Source organism: Zobellella denitrificans (genome assembly GCF_002237365.1).
GTDB classification, from domain to species: Bacteria; Pseudomonadota; Gammaproteobacteria; order Enterobacterales; family Aeromonadaceae; genus Oceanimonas; species Oceanimonas denitrificans.
This window is the reverse complement of record NZ_NMUO01000026.1, coordinates 23247-41802: the sequence shown is the minus strand read 5'-3', so window position 1 is coordinate 41802 and position 18556 is coordinate 23247. Positions and strand designations below refer to the sequence as shown.

Annotated in this window: 11 protein-coding genes and 1 tRNA gene; 1 reads left to right on the top strand and 11 read right to left on the bottom strand. The window is 56.7% G+C overall.

Annotated elements, in window-relative coordinates; genetic code table 11:
- From CGX12_RS07820 to CGX12_RS07790, 7 genes are all read right to left on the bottom strand, one after another.
- Positions 1-1348 (bottom strand): hypothetical protein (locus CGX12_RS07820; protein WP_094039330.1); only part of this gene is annotated, 1348 nt, incomplete at its 3' end.
- Between the two features lie 22 nt (positions 1349-1370).
- Entirely contained in the window at positions 1371-1622 is a 252-nt protein-coding gene (locus CGX12_RS07815) for a hypothetical protein (protein ID WP_094039329.1), read from the bottom strand.
- A gap of 62 nt (positions 1623-1684) precedes the next feature.
- Positions 1685-2602 (bottom strand): GIY-YIG nuclease family protein, encoded by a 918-nt coding sequence (locus tag CGX12_RS07810; protein ID WP_094039328.1) that lies wholly within the window; start codon positions 2600-2602, stop codon positions 1685-1687.
- A complete protein-coding gene (locus CGX12_RS07805) occupies positions 2599-3990 on the bottom strand; it encodes a restriction endonuclease subunit S (protein WP_094039327.1) in 1392 nt (463 codons plus the stop codon). Before CGX12_RS07805 ends, CGX12_RS07810 begins: the two co-directional genes overlap by 4 nt.
- Positions 3977-5581 carry an N-6 DNA methylase gene (locus CGX12_RS07800; RefSeq protein ID WP_094039326.1) on the bottom strand — a complete coding sequence of 535 codons (1605 nt, stop codon included), beginning with the start codon at positions 5579-5581 and terminating at the stop codon, positions 3977-3979. The genes CGX12_RS07805 and CGX12_RS07800 overlap by 14 nt, the downstream gene beginning before the upstream one ends.
- 32 nt (positions 5582-5613) lie before the next feature.
- The gene (hsdR, locus tag CGX12_RS07795; RefSeq protein WP_094039325.1) at positions 5614-9117 is read right to left on the bottom strand and encodes a type I restriction-modification system endonuclease; all 3504 of its coding nucleotides are present in this window, start codon (positions 9115-9117) and stop codon (positions 5614-5616) included.
- Between the two features lie 151 nt (positions 9118-9268).
- On the bottom strand, positions 9269-10687 hold the full coding sequence (locus CGX12_RS07790; RefSeq protein WP_254918234.1) for a PDDEXK-like endonuclease domain-containing protein: 1419 nt from the start codon (positions 10685-10687) through the stop codon (positions 9269-9271).
- 119 nt (positions 10688-10806) lie between these two features.
- Here CGX12_RS07790 and CGX12_RS07785 point away from each other — a divergent pair, with 119 nt between their 5' ends.
- The gene (locus CGX12_RS07785; RefSeq protein ID WP_094039324.1) at positions 10807-11754 is read left to right on the top strand and encodes an IS30 family transposase; all 948 of its coding nucleotides are present in this window, start codon (positions 10807-10809) and stop codon (positions 11752-11754) included.
- Here CGX12_RS07785 and CGX12_RS07780 read toward each other — a convergent pair.
- The 4 genes from CGX12_RS07780 to dnaQ form a co-directional block, all read right to left on the bottom strand.
- Positions 11708-15856: a DUF4011 domain-containing protein gene (locus CGX12_RS07780; RefSeq protein WP_094039323.1), complete on the bottom strand. Its 4149-nt coding sequence runs from the start codon at positions 15854-15856 to the stop codon at positions 11708-11710. The genes CGX12_RS07785 and CGX12_RS07780 overlap by 47 nt on opposite strands.
- A gap of 502 nt (positions 15857-16358) precedes the next feature.
- Positions 16359-16435 (bottom strand) — tRNA-Asp (locus tag CGX12_RS07775).
- Between the two features lie 151 nt (positions 16436-16586).
- Positions 16587-17717, bottom strand: a complete 1131-nt coding sequence (locus CGX12_RS07770) for a hypothetical protein (protein ID WP_094039322.1) — start codon at positions 17715-17717, stop codon at positions 16587-16589.
- Complete coding sequence (dnaQ, locus tag CGX12_RS07765; RefSeq protein ID WP_094039321.1) at positions 17714-18451, bottom strand: DNA polymerase III subunit epsilon; 738 nt, start codon at positions 18449-18451, stop codon at positions 17714-17716. The genes CGX12_RS07770 and dnaQ overlap by 4 nt, the downstream gene beginning before the upstream one ends.
- Positions 18452-18556 lie beyond the last annotated feature (105 nt).

Here is an 18556-nt window from a genome sequence, read left to right as displayed (position 1 = left end):
AAGCAGAAGATAGCCAGCATGAACACAGACTATCTGGATCAGGTCTTGGCAGCGGGACTGAGGGCGATGGCGGCGCAGTGAGCATGAATACCTTGGTTTTTAACAAAATGTTCACGCTCTCACCCTGCCCGCGCCGCTCCATTACCCGGCAGTGATAATCATGCAACGCCCGCATCTGGCACTCGACACTGGGCTCTTTACTCACGTCCAGCAATTGCCTGAGCCTCTTTCTGCCGGTATCGGACAACACACTGAACATGGATGGCTGGTTTTCTATCTCGGCCGCCAGCCGGGGCAAGGTTTGCTCGTTGCGGCCCAACCGCTTCCATGCTTCCGCTGCCTGCTCCAGGGGCTGGCGTTTCTCCGTGAGCATCAGGGTAAACATCAAATCCAGCTCGGTAAGCAAAGGTTCAAGCAGGCATATATGCGCTATTCTGTCTTTCTCGGCAGCATCTAGCGACGGGTCTTCAGAGGCTTTGGCAAACAACTCGGGGGGGCTGAGTTTCTCAGCCCGGGGATTGTTCAGGCTCTTCTGCAATACACGATACAGAGCACCGGCAGCGCCTCTGTCCAGCTCAGTAACGGCAAGCCAGAACTCCCGGGAATAGGAGCCCACAAATGCGGGCGTGGAAAAAGCTTCCACATACGCCAACTGCAAAGACCGGCTTACCGCTTCAACGTTAAACTTCAGCTCACGGGCAGACGACTGAGCAATCAACTGCTGTAGATAGGTGCGCAGCTGGGTATACAGGCTTTGCAGTGATGGGGTTTTAGCCACCAGTTCCTCCACCCTGCTCCACTGAGGCTCGCCCCCCGGCAGATCGTAGCGATATTCCCGGTCGAAAAATTTCATTTCAATCATGGGGGTTTTATAACGGCCGCTCACCCCCAGCATGGTTTGCCGCACCAGCACCTGGCAGTCACTTTCGTGGCCAAACTTGATCATAGGATTATTACTCTCATTCCATCTGCGCCGGGCTTTGGATATGCCCAATACTCCCACCGTGTCTGCGCCTGCACTCGATTCATGGGCGAGCATGGAATACACAAACAGGTTTTCCAGGTGGATCAGGCAGGCATAGCGAAAGTTGAGATCTACCTTGCTGGAATAACGCTTGTGCAGTGCCGAGCCCAGTAATACAGCATCGTCTTCCACCAGGCTCTTGAGCACATAGTGATGAAACAAATTAAGGGTATAATTGCGCACATCATTTGAGATGGAGTTAACACGACCTTTGAAAATGGCCTGGCCAAATGCAGACCAGATCACCAGCATGCCCAACGGATCAATGTTCAGCTCGCTGCTCAGGCTGTCGTCATATTCTGTGAGAAACTTATCCAGATACATTCAATATCCCTTTCTCTGGGGTTTACCAAAGATCCAGCTCGTGAATGGTGGTCTGCTGCCCGTTTTGCAGAATGATGGGAAAGGCAGTGTTCAAATCCAGTCCAAGGGCATAGGCATCGCACCGGGGGTAAATGGCGTGCAGGCTGCTGGAAGGCGCTGTGGCCTGTGTTGACAAGGTCTTGATGTTTGGCTGCAGCAGCTTTTTTATATCGTTCAATGTGCTTTCGGTAACAAAAACAACCGCGGTATGGCAGTGCTCACACTCAATAGCCATGGTTACTTCCTTGATAAAATGACAGACGCCAAATTTTGCGTCTGTCTGAAACGTCCAAATCTTTACTGCCGGCTTATTGAGTGCTGGTCAGGGGCCGTTTGCTCTTCGAGATCTTTAATACTGCGGCCCTGCTTATCAATCCAGCAGGTGCGGCCGTTCATGGGGTAACCCACTATGATGGCGGCGGCCTGGGATGGGCTGGTGAACAGCTGATCTCTGGTAAAGATAAGCCGGCCGTTGGCGTCGGCTATGATGTCGTTATCCTGCAGTTGCTGGCGCAGTTTGCGGTAGCCTTCCGCCAGAGAGTTATTCACTTTGGCGGAGAGCTCCGAGCCTTGCAGTACCACTATGCCTTCGTTATTGACGATGGCGTTAGCCTTGAGTTTTTTATGGTTCAGGGTAAAGCCTTGCTCGGTGCTCGCTTCGGCTGGATTGGGGATCAGCACCTGCTCTTGCTTCACCTTTTCATGGCGGGCCACCGGCTCCAGTGCCTTGTGGCCAATCACACCCAGCAGGGTGCGCAGGTTGCCGATGAATTCCTCCATGGAATCACGATCGCCACGGGGCAAAGACGGCAACTGAGGGTTGTTGCCGTTCAGCAGCACGTAGCGATTGGCGGCGCTGGCCAGCTCGACCAGGCGCGACTCCAGGTATTTCACATGAGACTTGGTCAGGTTTTCGTCCTTGCTGGTGAAGAACACCACCTCGTTCCAGAAGTCCTTGCCGGTGAGGTGCTGGCCCAGGCGCTCCAGCACGTTTTCGGCCTCGCCGATGTACACCGCCTGGCTGCCGGAGTCGTCGTCGATGCCGAACAGGAAATACACCCCCGGCTTGTTGGACTCGGGCCAGCCGGCCAGGGCCTTGAGCTGAGTGCGGGGCGCGGAAATGGCCTGGCCGGTCCAGTTAACGATTTCGGCGTGGCGAATGCCGGTGATGGAGCCGTCGTCCAGGTAAATACGAATGGTGCGCCCTATGCTCATGCGCCAGCCTTTTGCTTGCGGGTGCGTTTGGCTGGCATCTGGGCCGCGCGCTCGGTCTGAATGCGGGCCAGCAGGGCCTCGGCACTGTGCTCGCCGCTGATAAGCTCCGGGTGCTGCTCGCGCCAGTCGGCGGTAAGCTCGCCGCGAAAGGCCTTGGCCAGAATGGACTGGGTAAGATGATTTACCCGGCTTTGGGCTGCCTTTACCCGCTGCTCAATCTGATCGGCAAAGGCAAAGAGCTGTTCAACCCGACGGACGATTTCGGTTTGTTCCTGCTCACTAGGGATTAATACTTGGTACCCGAGTATTTGCTTCCCACTAATATGTGGAATATCACTCCCAGTCTGGTTTGGAAGTAGATAATTGCTGAAGGCTGTGTCTTCTAACAACAGCATCAAATAATCAGGTGTTAGCTCTTGGAAGTTCTTAAATCTAGCAACCCGCTGAACCAATATACAAGGAAGATCATCTGATTTGGCACGAGCAAGTTTGAGTCCAGCGGATACTAGTGGTCGGTCCATAGCAAGAATTATGTCGCCCTCACTGATGAACAAATGCTCAAAGGGTTGTAATTTTTCTTCAGGAAAAAATTTAGTTTCTCCCCAGCGTAACGCACCAGGCTCTATATTTTGCCCTCGAAGTAAACGTACCCCATGCTCGGTAAACTCCTTGCTTTTGAACGCATGACCTATGTCTATACCAACAAAGTTGGACAAACTGCCGCATTGCGCTCTAAATTGCTCACCCTTTCGCCACTTCTCCGTCAGTTTGCCACTGACGGCGGCGGCCAGAACGGACTGGCGGAAGCGTTTGAGAATGGCCGGCAGGGCGTCGAGGCGGCCCTTGAGGGTGTCCACCTGCGCCAGCAGGATATCCAGGCGGTCGGCGATTTCCTGCTGTTCTGCGAGGGGGGGAAGCGGAATAAGGAAACCTTCAATCTTTTCTTTTGTTAATGCTTGTCTCGTAGCACCTGATTCAGAGCTGTTAATATAATTCTGTTGCTCCGGTGCAGATATGAAATAGCGAATGAAAGATGGTTCAACCCCTTTCACTGGTCGAATAATAGAGACATGCTGATTAACTCTTGCACCAGCATATTTTTCAGGAGCAAGATTAACTCGACCAATCGAGGCTCCTGTTATATTGAGTAAAACATCGTTCGCGAAAACCTCTACTGATTTTAGCTTTTCGGCTGCCTCGTAATTAATAAATACCAAGCCTTCTTCTTTGAATTGATCAAAATGAACGTTCATTGATCGAATTAGTGGAGTTCCTGACTCCACATAAGCACTTTGTCCTCCTCTCGGAGTAGAACCTGAGCCGATTTTTATACACAATGAGCCAAGAGAAGTGGCTTTCCATACATCAGGCTTTTCAGCAATGGTCATTCTTATCCTCCAGTCCCAAAGCATGCACTAACAACTCCCGTTGCGTCTGAGCCTCATCCCCTGCTCCCAGCGCTTGCATCAGCTGATCCAGCTCGCGCAGGGCTTCGGTGAGCTCACTCATGGCCTCGGCGGCCAGCACATCCGGCTCGGGCAGGCTGGCGGCGTCCACGCTGTCGTTGTCCTTCAGCCAGCTGATATCGAGGGAGTCGCCCTTGGTGTCGCGTATCCAGTCGCGGCTGAAGCAGCGCCAGCGGCTGGTGGTCAGATCCTGGGCCACACCCTGGTTTTCGGCGGTCTCGGCCACTTCAATCTCTTCACTGCCGAAACTCCACTCCCCTTCGGTGCGGGGGCTGGTGCCGTTGGGCTGGTCGCCATAGACGGCCTCAAAGGGTTGCAGGTGTCTGGCGGTAAAGGGGCTGCGCTTGCCAAAGCTCGGCATATTGGTGCGCAGATCATACACCCACACTTGCTGGGTGCAGGCTTCCTGCTGGCGGGGATCGGTGGCGCTGCCCTTGGTAAAGAACAACACGTTGGTCTTTACCCCCTGAGCGTAAAAGATGCCGGTGGGCAGGCGCAGTATGGTGTGCAGGTTGCACTTGTCCATCAGATCCCGGCGAATGTCGGTGCCGGCACCGGCCTCGAACAGTACGTTATCGGGCAGCACCACGGCGGCGCGGCCACCGGGCTTGAGCCCGCGGTAAATATGCTGCAAAAAGGCCAGCTGCTTGTTGCTGGTGGGGTAAGTGAGATCGTCCCGGCTGATGCTGGCCTCGCCGCCCTTGGCGGTGCCGAACGGCGGGTTGGCCAGAATGATGTCGGCCTTGGGCAGGTTCATCCCCACCTGGCCCAGGCTGTTGCCCAGGTGCACCACGCCTTCGTCGTCCCCTTCCATGCCGTGCAGCAGGCAGTTCATCAGCGCCAGCCGGCGGGTGCCGGGCACCAGCTCCACGCCCACAAAGGCGCGGTTGCGCTGAAACTCCTGGGCCTGATGGTCCAGATCGTAGAGGTCGTCGGTCTGATCCTTGATGTAGCGGTCGGCGGCAATCAAAAAGCCGGCGGTGCCGGCGGCCGGGTCCTGAATCACCTCGCCGGGCTGGGGCTTGATGCAACGCACCATGCTGTCGATAAGGGCGCGGGGGGTAAAATACTGGCCGGCACCGGACTTGGTTTCGCCGGCGTTCTTTTCCAGCAGGCCTTCATAGAGATCCCCCAGGCCATCGGCCCGGGCGCTGAACCAGTCGATGGCGTCCAGGGCGGTGATCATCTGCTCCAGGTGGCGGGGCTCGCGCAGCCGGGTTTGGGCATCGGCATAAATGGCGGCAATCAGGCTGTCCCGGCTCTTGGAGAGATCCAGCAATATCTGTTTGTAGTCGTTCAGCAGCGGCAGACCACTGCGACCGGTGAGATCGGGCCAGCGGCACCCTTCGGGCAGGGCGTGCTTGCCGAGCAGGCCGGCCTCGGTGTTTTCATGCTCCATCTTGATAAACAGCAGCAGCACCAGCTCGGTGACATAGTCGCTGTAGTTGATGCCGTCATCGCGCAGCACATCACACAGGTTCCACAACTTCTGGACGATTTCGTTATTGGTCATCGGGTTCTCTGTTCAAATGGTTTGTTATGGCCTCAGGCCACTTGCCATAGCTGCTCGGCCAGCTCACTAAGCACGGTTTTTAGCTGGTTATCGAGCTGTTTGTCGAGCACCTTGGCGCCGCCGTCCCGGGCAAAGGCCTGATTGATAAACTGCTCGTCAATCACCACCTCGTGGGTGAGCTGCTTGGCGAGCCGGTCCAGCCATTTGCGCTGTTTGGGGGTCCAGTCGTGGTGGTTGTAAATATGGGCCATGGCCCGGCTGACCCGCTCGGCAAAGGGCACCAGCTCTTCGCGCATGGCCGCCCGGCGAATATGGCCGATAATGCTGGCGGCAATGTCCTGGTTGCTTTGGTTGCTCCAGGCGCTGTTGAGGCTGGCCTCGCTGTAGCCATGGGCATCCAGCAGCAGCCGCACTTCCTTGAGCTGCTCCCGGGTCAGATCCTTGGGCCGGTTCACCACCACGCCCAGGGCCACCGACTGGTTAAGCTGCTGGCGAATAAAGTCGTCAAAGCTGTCCAGGTAGTCGGCGGGTTTTTCGTGCACACCATAGCTCTGAGTGCGGGCCCGGAACTCGTCCGAGCCGGCGTAAATCACCGGGTTACGCTCGGAGCCCAACAGATCTTTTACCTCGGCCAGGGCGCTAAGCAGGTTACCGTGACGGCGCATAAAGCCGGCGGCACCGGCCGGGCCCAGCTCATGCAAATGCTGGTGGAGTTTATCAGCTTCGGTGCCCCATTGGTCGCCCAGCTCGGTGAGTTTTTGCTTGAGCTCGGGCCGGGTTTCGGCCTTGCTGGCGGCCTTGCGGGTAATGCGCATCACCTTCTGGCACAGGGCATTGAGCAGGTCGTCGGCATGAGACTGGCCGGCCAGGGTGCCGGGGGCGCTCAGGGCCTGCTCCATCAGGTGGTCGTCGGTCAGCTCACTCACCAACTGATCCAGGCTGATATTGGGATCCTTCACCAAGGGCTGCATGGAGTTCACCTCCTGCAGGGTGGCGTAGATGTCTACCGGATCGTAGATTTTGAACACCGTCTTGCCGATGTCGTCGCAGCGGCGGGTGGCCCGGCCCAGCATCTGCTCAAACAGAATGCGGCTTTTCACCCGGCGCAGAAACACCAGATGACAGATGGGCGGCACATCAATGCCGGTGGTGAGCAGGTCCACGGTAATGGCAATGTTGGGGTAACGCTCGTTCTTGTATTGGCGGATAAGGGTGCCGACCTTGTCGCTCTGGCCGGTGATCTTGCGCACCGCGGCCTCGTTGTAGGCCTCTTCATACTGCTCCTTGAAGGCCTCATCGAGCAGCCGCTTGACCATGTCGGCGTGCAGATCGGTGGCGCAGAAGATCATGGTTTTTTCATCGCCCAGCGGGTCCAGCTCCTTGGCCAGCTGCCGGCAGATCACCCGGTTAAAGTCTTCTGCAATCACCCGGCGGTTAAAGGCTTCCACCTCAAAGTGCTGCTCGTCTTCCAGCTCGGCCAGCTCCACCTCGCCGGTATGGGTGTTGATCACCTCCACCTGCTCGCCCTTGGCAAGGTGAATGCCTTCCTGGCTGAGCAGGGTTTCATAGCGAATGGGCGGCTCGTGGTCGATCAGCCAGTCGTCGGCCACCGCTTCCCGGTAGGAATAGGTGTATACCGGGCGACCGAAAATTTCCGAGGTGTGCCTGGCCGGGGTGGCGGTGAGGCCAATGCGGACCGCATCAAAGTAGTCGAGCACCCGCCGGTAGCTGGACAGATACTGGCTGGCATCCCGGGTGGCCAGCTCGCCCTCGCTCATTTCCTGATCCAGGGTGTAGCCGCGGTGTGCTTCGTCGATGATGATGCAGTCATAGTCATCAATGGCCGGCGGATTGTCGGACTGAAACACCCGCTTCACCATGGCCTGCACGGTGGCGACCTGAATGCGGGTTTCGCTCTCGGCGGCCATGTCGCCCAGCTCGGCCACGTTATAGATTTTGCTTAAGGTAAAGTTCTGCTCCAAGGGCATGTCGTCAAAGGCGTTTTGCGCCTGCTCGCCCAGGGCGGTGCGATCCACCAGAAACAGAATGCGCTTGAAGCGCTCGGCCTTCAAAAAGCGGTACATCAACCCAATGATGGTGCGGGTTTTGCCGGTGCCGGTGGCCATGGCCAGCAAGCAATGGCGCTGCCCCCGGGCCAGGGCCTGCTCTACCGATTCAATGGCCTTTTGCTGGTAGTCCCGCAGCTTGAGGTAACCATAAGGCTCCTGCGCCAGTTGAGCCTCTGCCTCGCTCTGGCTGCGGGTAAGCAAGTCGAGCAGGCCTTGTGGGCTGTGAAACTGTTGCAGGGGCCGGGCCAGGTTGGCGGCGGCGCGCGCATCGCGAAACCAGGTGCCGGACTTTTCGGCCAGCTGTTTTACAAAGGGCCGGCCATTACAGGAATAGACAAAGGGCACCTGAAAGCTATGGCCATTGCCGTCCCGCCAGGGCTGGGGCAAGCCCGCCAGCGCCCAGGGGGCTTGCCAGCTCTGCTCCATTTGCAGGCCGCGGGAATAACGCTCGGCCTGATGGATTTTGCCGGCCACATCCAGGTTCTTGCGCTTGGCCTCCACCACGGCAATGGGGGTTAACCCCGCAAACAGCACATAGTCTGCCGGTGCCTTGCCCTGGGTGGGCCATTCGGCAATGGCAAGATTCTTGCCTTTTTCCGGGCGGGTGCCGTTGGCCCAGGTCAATTGCTCGGTGTCGGCTTCCCAGCCGGCCTCCAGCAATTGCATGTCGATAAGTACGCGGGTTTCCTCCTCGCTCAGGTTCAGCTGCTTGCTTGCCTGTTGGGTGCGGCGGGATACCTCCGCCACGGCCTTGCTTTGCTCGGCCTGCTGTTGCAGCTCGGCCTTGAGCCGGGCCTCAAAGGCGGCCTGCTGGCGCGCCAGCTCCTGCTCGTGTTGCCGGGCCAACTCGGCCATGGCTCTGGCTTCCTGGTCCATCAGGCTGGCCAGCTCGGCGTGTTCGGCGCTTTCCCTGGCCATCAGCTCGGCCAGTTGTTGCTGCTTTTCCGCTTCCTGCTGCTGATTTTCCAGCTGCTCGCTGGCGCCTTCCAGCTGGGCATTCAACTGGGTAATCTGGGCCTTGAGCTGGCGCAGCTCGGCACTGGGGTCGGCGGGTGGCATAAAGGCACCGGGCCTGAACCCATCGCCTTCGGCACCAAAGGCACGATGAAACCAAACCGCCAGCTCCCGGGCCAGCTTGAGGGCGTCCATCGCCTCTTTATGACGAGTGTGAAATTCATGAGTGGCGCGGTTGCCTTCAACGCGCAGCACATGAAACATCTGCCGCACGGACGGGTCCAGCCCCAGCTCCCGGCTGAGCCGGTACAGCAAGTCGGCCTGGGTGGTGCGCTCTTCCAGCTCCAGACCGATGCGGGCAGCCATGTTCCGGGCCAGCGCCTCGCCCAGCTGACGCAGCTTGATAAGCGTAGTGTTGGGATCGCCGGCAAAGGCCTGCTCGGCGGCCCGGGCCAGCTGCAAAAACAGCGGATCGTGTTCGCTGAGGAAATCGAAGTTGGAGTTATGTTCCATGTGCCTTCCGCCAAGCGTGCATTTTTTATGTTTATTTATAGAATAATTCGATTGGCTCCATGCCTATGGGTAAGTTATCCGCTTCGTCGGTGAAGGTCAAAGCATGCTGAGCATTATCACGGGCCTGCCAGTTCAGACCCATGATGAGGGTTTAGCGCAATACTTCAGTGTTTACTTCATTACCTTCCAGGATCTCCAGAATACGGTCGAGGAAACGATGCGCTTCCTTGGGCTCAGTGGCGTCACGCAGATACTTGGGGATCATCTCCACAAACTCGGAACGCGAGTAGGGCTGATGCTCGGCCAGCGCTTCTATCATGGCTGGGCGCAGCAGCCGCCGCTCGGCTGGTGTATCGGGGAACGCCACTTCAATCACCTGCTCGGCAAAGCGTTTAAGGCGCACGGTTAGAGGCTCACCTCCTGAATCAAACCCTTGCGGACCTTCACTCTGAACAACTGGTTCGTGCTGCTCATCCACCTCATCTGCTATCGCTTCTTCGGCAAAAGGCTGCTGTGTGGTGGCTGTTTTCAGCTGATCCAGCTCTCGAATAATCGGGTCCAACTCCCCATCCGGATTACTGAACCAGTCGGTGGACCAGATGCGTCGAATGCGCCAGCCTAATCGCTCCAGAACCTCCTGGCGAAGGCGGTCTCTGTCTCTGGCCGATTTTGCCGAGTGATAGGTAGCGCCATCGCATTCAATGCCCATCAGGTAACGCCCCGGATTACCCGGATCCCTGACCGCAATATCGACGAAGAAACCTGCCACGCCAACCTGAGGATCACAGTGGAAGCCGGCAGCCTGCAGTGCCTCCATGACCGCAATTTCGAAATCACTGTCCGGTGCCTTGCCGGTAGCGTAACTGATGCCATCCATATTGCCCTTTTCGGCAAAGTGCAGGAAGCCACGCAAGGCTCGCACACCACTTTTGGTGGTTTCACTCACCAGAATGTCTTCAGACTTCATGGAGCTGAACACATGCATGCGCTTTTTGGAACGGGTAAACAGTACGTTCAGGCGACGCCAGCCAACATCGGAGTTAATGGGCCCGAAGCGCTGATATACCCGGCCTCCAACTTCGGCAGGGCCATAGGTAAAGGAAATAAAAATAACATCCCGTTCATCCCCCTGAACGTTTTCCAGGTTCTTGATGAAGAGGCCATCCTCCTGATTGCGCAGAGCATCAATGGCGTTGCTGAGCTCCGGCCGTGTTTTGCAAAGCTCATCCACTGCTCTTTCAATCTGCTCGCGCTGCTTCGAGTTCATGGCAACGATACCCAGTGATTCTTGAGCATTTTGCATGGCATGGCGGGCCACGGCTTCGGCCACGACTCTTGCTTCTTCTATGTTGTGCTGGTTTACAAATCGCCCCTGTTTTACATGGGTAAACTTGATACCAAATTCGCCCGACTGAGCATGAGGCGATGGGAACACCACCAGATCACTGTCGTAAAAGTTACGGTTGGAGTAGGCAATCAGGTGTTCATGCTGAGAGCGATAATGCCAACGCAAGCGGCGCATGGGGAACAAAGGCAAAGCAGCATCCAGAATGCTGTCGGTCTGCACCACGGCAGCCACATCCTCCGGGAATTCAGATAATAAGTGCAACACTCATGGGTGAACGGCGGGAGGTAGCCAACTGCTGGTAGTGGTATGCTTCTCATCGCCAAAATCAAAGCAGTACTACCATGAGCTACCAACAGTTGACTGAAGGCCAACGATACCAGATTTCCGTGCTCCTTGCAGAAGGACTTTCACACTCCAGGATTGCTCAGCGGGTTGGCATACATCGCTCGACCATCTCCCGAGAGCTCAGGAGAAACCGCCATCAGGGTGACTATGTACCGGCGCAGGCACATCAGCAGACATTGATACGACGGGCCAAGGCCAGGAAGTATCAGGTTGATAGCGATACTCAGCAGCTCGTTGAACTGCTGCTGAGCTGGCAATGGAGCCCTGAGCAGATCAGTGCCATCGCCAAGCGCATTGGCTTTCCGGTCAGCCATGAGTGGATTTACTGTTATGTGGCCAGGGACAAAGCCCGTGGCGGCCGGCTTTATCGGCAGCTGCGACAAGGGCACAAGCGGTATCGCAAAGGCCGGCATGGCAAGCGCTCGCCTATCCTGGAGGCACGTTCCATTGATGAACGGCCACTCATCGTCGATAACCGGGAACGACTCGGTGATTGGGAAGCAGATACGGTGCTTGGCCAACAGGGCAGCGGGGTGCTGGTTACCCTGGCCGAGCGGAAAAGTCGCCTCTACCTGGTGAAACGGGTTGAGAGCAAACATGCCGATGTGGTCAGAGATGCGGTCATCGAGATGCTGTCCCCCTATGCTGACCATGTGCATAGCATCACCTTCGACAACGGAGGTGAATTTGCCGAGCACAAGGCGATCGCAGCCGCCTTGCATACGGAGGCCTACTTTGCCCATCCGTATTCATCTTGGGAACGGGGTCTGAACGAAAACTTCAACGGCTTGTTGCGCCAGTACATTCCGAAAGGGACGGACCTACGGCAGGTCACTGATGATGAAATCGAACAGGTGCAGATAAAACTCAACCTCCGGCCAAGAAAATGCCTGGAGTTCAGGCAGCCCGCCGTCGTTTTTGAGGAGCTACGTCAGGCTGCATAGGCGGGTGTTGCACTTGTGAGTTGAATTCGCGCTCATCTTCTCCTGTCATATCCGCACGGTCGAAGAAGCTGGTGGGCGGTAGCTGTTTGGGGTCACCCACCACCACCAGCTGACTTCCTCGAGTAATAACACCCAGCGCGTCTTCAGGCTTGACCTGAGAGGCCTCATCCATTACCACCAGATCAAAATGGATTTCACCCGGCTGCAGGTAGTGAGCCGCAGACATGGGTCCCATCATAAAGCAAGGCTTGAGTTCCTGCAGGGCCCTACCGGCACGGTTGATCAACTGGCGTATGGGGATATGCCGGGTTTTCTTGCCCAGCTCGTGCTTTATCAGCGCCAGCTCGGTGTATTCCGACTTGCGGCCACCTGACACCCCTTCCGGTACTTTTCTCTGGGCGACAATACTGGCAATACGCTTGCGCTGCAGCGTTTGAAGCTCCTTGTCGTAGTGGCGGAATGTTTTTTGATCCTGGTTCTTGCTAAGGCCAGAGATGCGCGCCAGATGCGGTTTTTCCGCAATAATCTCTCTGGCCAGCTGGTCATAGATGGCTAGTGACAAACCCTCATCAACCTGATCAATAGAAACATTGCCCACCATCACTTCCTGCCAGATGTTCTCCAGGCCGTTAGCAGACATCTCTTGCTCTGAGCGTACAAAGTTAACCCAGCCGTTCAGCCAGCGAGGGTTGGAGACGGCTCTGTCGTTACGTTGAGTAATTCCGGGGATGGTACCGTCGGTTGATGCCAGCCAGAGATGTTTATCAAGCTGAGTGGCTTCTGCATAAGCGTTATAGCTGGCTTCCTGCTGCCGCCACTGCTGCTGATATTCAAGGGCTTCGTGCCGCAACTGCTGGAACTGTTCGGCTGATTGCAGCTCCCTAATGGTATGTGCCAGTGACTTCACCGAAAGCTGCTCCAGTTTTCGGGCAAAGGTCAGTGTGCTTTGAATGGTATTTAGAGCCGCCTGGTTATCTTTGCCCGGCCCCCAGTTCAATGGCGCAACATCTCCAAACAGACTAACGACGACCGGGTTATGGCTCAGTTGCTGCTGCAATCCGGCTAACTGCTCAAGTTGTGACACGCTTTGACCCAGCTTCAGCAGGGAAATATCCTGCTTCACAAACCAGGCCTGGATCGTCTCGAGCACGGAGGAAAGAGACATAATGATCTTTTCAACCTGACCAGCCGCACCTGTTAACGGCTCCTGCTCACTGAATGACTGCTGCAACTTGGGATAGAACCTTAATATCTGTTCGAATCCCGTGATGGTGTCCTGAACAGAAGTAACCATATTTTGTTTATGGAGTTGCTGGATACCCTTGATTAATTGCGCGTCAAGGTCGAGCAACGCACTGCCGGCTGTCACTCTTGCACCAAAGCCAACGCCATAAGTCTCTCGAACCCGGTGATACCAGGCTCTCAGCGCCAGTAATGACTCAATATCTGTGTCCAGACTGGCGTAGTGCTCCCCAAGGAACTTGCTGAAATGACATTCTTCCAAGCGCCCTACCCGCTCGGAATAGTCGATCAGCGTGTCCAGTTGCCCGGCCAGTTCCGTTACCTTAATGTCAGGGCTCTTTGCCATGTTTTTAAGAGATTTACGGGCAGCACGCCAATCACTACTGAACCATTTGAACATGCCTGCATTGGCAAACTGCTGTTGCATGTGGAGCAAGTCTTCATGAGACAGCAGTGCATCCAGGCGATAGGTGTTTTGCAGTGTGTCTCGCAGTGGCAGCAGCTCCTGCAACTGCTGTTTCAAATTGGCAAGAACCGCATCCAGTTCATCATCATCAAAACAACTTGTCCGTAACCTCACCAACTCAACCGGGAGCTCGGCCACCAGCTCAATCAGTTCGACAAAGGCTGACAGCCCCTGCTTGCTGTTGGTCATCAGGGCTGCAAGCGGCTCCGGTAGTGCCACTTTTAACTCTTGTTGATTAACGACAAGCGCAGACAGTTTTTCTGAGACTTTGCTCAGGTTGAGCACGGACCTGACAACATCCGACAGCAATAACTGATCTGATGATCCAAAGCAGACGACAGGATTTGAAAATTCCGGTGGCACCTCGCCGCTCTCAAGCAGGGGGAGTTTTTCCCGGACCAGCTCCGTTCCCAGCACCTCATACAACTGCTGAAGGGCGATAAAGTCGTTCACATAGCGGTCAATTTCATCGATAGTTTCTTGACTCAACTGACTCAAGACAGGGAAGTGCTCCTGACCATTCAACTCCGGCAACTGAGCAGAGTCCTGGCTCAGGCTGGCAAGCTGTGACAACGTCTTGAGCTCTTCCGGATCAAGCCGCCAGTTCGAGAGCATTTCTTCCGTGGCATTAAGCAACTGATCAAGTGACTGCTGCCAGCCGCTTAACAACAGGACTATTCGTTCACTGTCAAAGATCTGAATATCGGTATTGGTTACACCGCTCCAAGGGTGATCGTATATGGCCGCATCATCGCCAATCTGCTGACGAACTTCAGCATAAATGCCTTTGAATGCCTTGATCTGATCACGCAGCCTGAGCAGTTTAACCTCATCAAGGTCTGCCCCGGACAGGCCGGTTACATGTAAGCGAGTAGGGTCGATAGTCAACTTACGACGATAGCGTGAAGCACCACTGAAAATGTCATGTATGCTTTTACCTGTTGCTCCCCAGACCCCGTTTATCTCTTTGGCATAGTCATTCAGCTGCTCTTTCAGCTCTTCATAACGGGCCACTTCGGCATCGATTTTCTGGATACTTTGCAGCTTTGACTGACCAACGATTCGGGAGTTTATCTCATCCAGTACTTTTCGCTTCTGCGACTTGTGACTGTGCAGCTCAAGGCAAAAATCGCCTAATCCGGCCTTGTCGAGCCGCCGCTTGACCACTTCTAGAGCCGCCAGCTTTTCGGCAACAAAGAGCACTCTTTTACCGCTCAGCATGGCGGCAGCAATCAGGTTGGTAATGGTCTGTGATTTTCCGGTGCCCGGCGGGCCTTCAATGACCAGGTTATGGCCATCTACCGCATCAATAAGGGCACTGTGCTGGGAGCTATCCGCATCATCAATGAGCGGAAAACGCTGATGGATATCATCAAGCTCATCTATCTTATGCTCAAGACCCGTTCCGTCACCGCCGTTTTCGTCCGACTCCTTACTGGTAAAGAAGCGAGTCACTACCGGGTGCTTAGTGATATTGCAGTTATCCAGTGGCCAACGCGCCGGATCAAGGTCCAGATACATCAGCATCTTGCCAAAGTTGAGCAGGGCCAAGGATGCATAGCGCTTGAGTGACCACCGGGGCTGGGATTGAGCGATGATGGCTTCAACCTTGGAAAAATACTGCTCGGGCAGCATATCCTCTTCCAGCTCCGGCAGTTCGATACCAAAATCGTTGAGCAGTTTAACCCTGAGCGACAGGTTAGGGATGATATCCTCACCCGTGTATTTTATCTGGTACCGGTACACCCCCGCGGCGGCATCCAGTTTGCCTCGCTCTAACATGACCGGAACGGTAAATAACGGTGCTAGTCTGCTTTTGTCTGAGATGGGAGACTCAAACCACTCGAGAAATCCCAGCGCCAAATAGAGGATCCCAGCCCCGGTTTCTTCAATCGCAGTCTGTGCCTTGTTACGGATACCCCGCAACCGGGCTTCCATCTCATTGGGAAACAACAGCACCTGAATGTCATTGTCACAATGCTCAGGCTTGGTATGCTCCGGGTCAGCCTTGGGCAGTTCATAACTGTTATCGATCCCCAGGACTCTGGCCCACTCTCGCGCACTGGGATCGGGCTTCAGTCGTTTCTCGCTGCCGTCTTCTTCAATCCCCAGATAGCCCTGAGCGATAAGCTGCTTGCGCTTCGGGTCAGGCACAGCAACAAACTGCATTTCCTGCTCACTGAGCAAGGTTTGGTAGAGTTGGTCCGGAAGCTCGTTGACAATACGCAACGAACTACTTTTTAGATTTTTCTGATCAATCGGAAAGTTGAGCAGCCGGTTCCTGCTAGTCAGATCAAGCAACTTCCTACGCATATTCTCGAGAGATTCGAGGATGAAGGGATCAACTTGTTGTGCAAATTTTTCGAATTGAGTCGTTGTCATCTGCTCTACCATAAGTAGTTCACCGGGCCCGCTTGCCACGGCAGGCAACCATCTCCTCGATGGCTGGGTATACGCCTTGCTGACTGTTGGTTACTGCAAGCTAAATAACTGATCCTAATAGTGCTACATCGACCGGTCCCCGCACGCAGACACGCCATGACCCCATCCCTGGGGGCTCCGCCGCGGAGGGTTTGCTTAGCGGAACCCAGTCGCTGCCGGTAGTGATCTACCATTCGGAACAGTTATTTACATGGCCATGTACAAGAACTAAAGACTATACCAGCATATATCGCAAAATGGTGATGCTGGGCTGCGATTTAGTAATTCAGTCAACCACCTACAGAGCTGCAGAGCTGGGCACCAAAAAGAAAGGTGACTCCACTGAAGATCCATTTTGACATCGGGTCTAAACAGGGGCTGGGTCACGAGGAATGGTTTGACAGGTTGATGAAGTGTAATTTCACTGAGGACATAAAAGCAAAAAGCCACCCTGAGGTGGCTTTTTGCTTTAATCTGGCGGAGCGGACGGGGCTCGAACCCGCGACCCCCGGCGTGACAGGCCGGTATTCTAACCAACTGAACTACCGCTCCGAGGCCTGATACTGCTTGCTTCAGGCGGGAGGCATCATAGTTTCGGCGAGTGCCGGGGTCAAGCGCAAAGTGCTGCATTGCGACCGTTCGAACACTTTTTAAACCGAACCGGGAGCGGAACGGTTTTTTCCCTCCGCGCCGGTCGCCAGGCTCAGCCCCCGGCGGCCTTCTTCCCCGACACTTTCCTGCCGCGGGCTTTGCGACGCCAGCGCCAGATGGCCACCAGCAGCAGCGCGGACACGGCCGCCGAGATCCCGCCCAGCACCGGCCAGGAAAGCCAGAACGAGGGGGGAGCCGCCGGAGTGGTCGCGGCGAGCGGGGGGCTGACCCGTATCACCTGCTCCGGCAGCTGGAACTGGACCTCCCGCCCTTCCCGGGTGGTGGCGAAGGCTCGCCCCTGCCAGCGGTAGTTGCCGGGCTGCACGGCCGGCGGCAGTTCGATCACCCGTCCGCTACCAGACACGGCGATGCTTTGCTCCAGCGGGTTGGTCAGTGTTCCCGTTACCACCAGGCTGTCGGGTTGCAGTTCGCTGTCCACCTCCAGCAGCATCTGCCAGCTCCCGTCCTCGTTCGGCGTGGTCATCCGCAGGCTCAGGGGCGTGGGGTACACCAGCAGCTCCTGCTCGTGGGTACGCGCCAGTACCTGGTTGGTGGTCTGCGCCTGAAACAGGTACGGCCCCGGCAGCGCATCGACCAGGACTTCGGCCGTCAGCCGGCCATCGCCGGGATAGGCATCCAGGCCGGTGCCATCGTCGGCAAAAACGCCGATCACCCGGGGAGCCAGGGCAAAGGGATCCGTATCGGCATCGCGCCGGCCGACCAGTTGCGCGGTCAGGGACAGTCCCTCGAGGTAGTAGGCCGCGTCCAGCCGGGTCCCCTCGTGGCTGAGTTCGGCGTCGAGCTTGATGATTTCCTGCCGGTAGAGGCGCGCGGGCAAGGGGGCCAGTTGCAGGCGGAACGGGCTCACCAGGGAAAGCCCCCGTTCCGCGCTGATCCTGCCGGTGGCCTGCCAGGGTCCGGGTTCGGGTTGCCACAGGGTGATGATGTCGCGGCTGGCGGTGGACGCCCAACTGATGGTGTCCGGATGACGCTGGTAGTAATACTTGCTGCCGTCGGGACGGATCAGCACCACGGGGGTGCTGTCATCTTCCCGCTCGATAAACAAGGTCACGGCGGAAATGGAGGGGTCGATGCGAAAGGTATTGCTCAGCCAGCGGCTCTCCTGTTCCGCGGCCTTGGCCAGGACGGGCGCCAGCAGCGCCACTAGCCACAGCCGGCTCATTCTCCCCGCCATAGGCAACTGCCCCCCTTCTTCATCACCAGATCCAGCCTGGCCTCGTGGGCCTGCAATTCCTGTTCGCCGGCCCGGATCACCCTGAGCGCCGGACGTTCGGCACTCAGGCGCCGTATTCCCTGACGGCCGCTGTCCTCCTGCGAGCCGGTGTCGCTCTGCAGGTTCAGCTTGGTCTGGCCGCCGGTCATCAGCAGGTAGACATCGGCCAGGATCTCGGCATCGAGCAAGGCCCCGTGCAGGGTGCGGTGGCTGTTGTCTATGCCGTAGCGGTCGCAGAGCACATCCAGGTTGTTGCGCTTGCCGGGAAACAGTTGCCGCGCCAGGGCCAGGGTATCGGTGACCTTGCACAACTGGGCCATCCGCTCCGGCCGCCCCATCAGCTCCATTTCGTAGTCGAGAAAGCCGACGTCGAAGGGCGCGTTGTGGGCCACCAGCTCGGCCCCGGCGATAAAGGCGAGGAATTCGCCCACCTTGGCGGTAAAGAGCGGTTTGTCCGCCAGAAACTCGTCGGTGATGCCATGCACCTGGATGGCTTCCTCGTCCACCTTGCGATCCGGCTTGAGATAGACATGGAAATGCCGGCCGGTCAGGCGCCGGTTGACCACCTCCACCGCGCCGATTTCGATCACCCTGTGCCCGAGATAGTGGGGCCCGGCGCCCATGTTCATACCGGTGGTTTCCGTATCCAGGACAATTTGCCGCTGGTGGCCTTGCTGGCTCATCGCTGTTTCCTCCGCACAATACGGCCGCCAGTATAAATAACCGGGCCCGCTCGCGCTACCGGGGCGGTGGCACTGGCCCGGACCCCGCCCCTGTGGCAGACTTCG

Coding starts and splice junctions, on each gene's coding strand:
- CGX12_RS07815 (WP_094039329.1), bottom strand. CDS start 1,622: ATGGCTATTGAGTGTGAGCACTGCCATACCGCGGTTGTTTTTGTTACC.
- CGX12_RS07810 (WP_094039328.1), bottom strand. CDS start 2,602: ATGAGCATAGGGCGCACCATTCGTATTTACCTGGACGACGGCTCCATC.
- CGX12_RS07805 (WP_094039327.1), bottom strand. CDS start 3,990: ATGACCATTGCTGAAAAGCCTGATGTATGGAAAGCCACTTCTCTTGGC.
- CGX12_RS07800 (WP_094039326.1), bottom strand. CDS start 5,581: ATGACCAATAACGAAATCGTCCAGAAGTTGTGGAACCTGTGTGATGTG.
- hsdR (WP_094039325.1), bottom strand. CDS start 9,117: ATGGAACATAACTCCAACTTCGATTTCCTCAGCGAACACGATCCGCTG.
- CGX12_RS07785 (WP_094039324.1), top strand. CDS start 10,807: ATGAGCTACCAACAGTTGACTGAAGGCCAACGATACCAGATTTCCGTG.
- CGX12_RS07780 (WP_094039323.1), bottom strand. CDS start 15,856: ATGGTAGAGCAGATGACAACGACTCAATTCGAAAAATTTGCACAACAA.
- CGX12_RS07770 (WP_094039322.1), bottom strand. CDS start 17,717: ATGAGCCGGCTGTGGCTAGTGGCGCTGCTGGCGCCCGTCCTGGCCAAG.
- dnaQ (WP_094039321.1), bottom strand. CDS start 18,451: ATGAGCCAGCAAGGCCACCAGCGGCAAATTGTCCTGGATACGGAAACC.